Origin of the sequence: Paraburkholderia sp. RL17-347-BIC-D (assembly GCF_046027915.1) — a bacterium.
Classification (GTDB): domain Bacteria; phylum Pseudomonadota; class Gammaproteobacteria; order Burkholderiales; family Burkholderiaceae; genus Paraburkholderia.
Genome location: NZ_JARESS010000240.1, coordinates 1 through 506 on the forward strand (window position 1 = coordinate 1; position 506 = coordinate 506).

General features: G+C 57.1%; 1 protein-coding gene. It reads right to left on the reverse strand.

The window, feature by feature from the left end:
* Positions 1-290, reverse strand: a 290-nt coding sequence (locus P0D96_RS48370) for a hypothetical protein (protein WP_408321454.1), incomplete at its 3' end; no start/stop codon positions are given.
* Positions 291-506: the final 216 nt, after the last annotated feature.

The window sequence follows — 506 nt, forward strand, 5'->3', positions numbered from 1 at the left end:
GCGGCTTGGTGCAGATCATCGCGAGTCTGCTTCTCCCGCTCCTGATTGCGCTCGGCTATGCCACGGCCCTGCGTGGGTTTATGCTGAAAACATAAAAGACAGGAGTCGGCCGATGCTTTGAAAAAGTCGCTGACCGTCTCTCTCAAAAGGTTTTTAGGGGTCTTCCTACCCTTAACCGGCGTTCGCCAGCGGTTTGTAGGCCGATCTAAGGGGTCGTTTTTCTCACCGGCGATTTGAGAAAGCAGAGCAGCGACTTTTTCAACAGCATCGCCCAGATAGCTGACGGTCACGCACTGACCGAGGGCGCTTCATCATCGGCCAATAAGGATGGTCGCCCGCTGCATGCAAGGATATGGATCGCAACGGTGAGAGGCCATCCGTGCCGGTAAGGGCGGTAACGATTGCGGCCGACAAAGAAGGGCAGATCCAGGTCGCCGAGTGAATGACCGCTGCACCCTAGAATCGGACGGCTAAGTCGGGCTTGGTCCGACGTCCGTAGTGGGTCG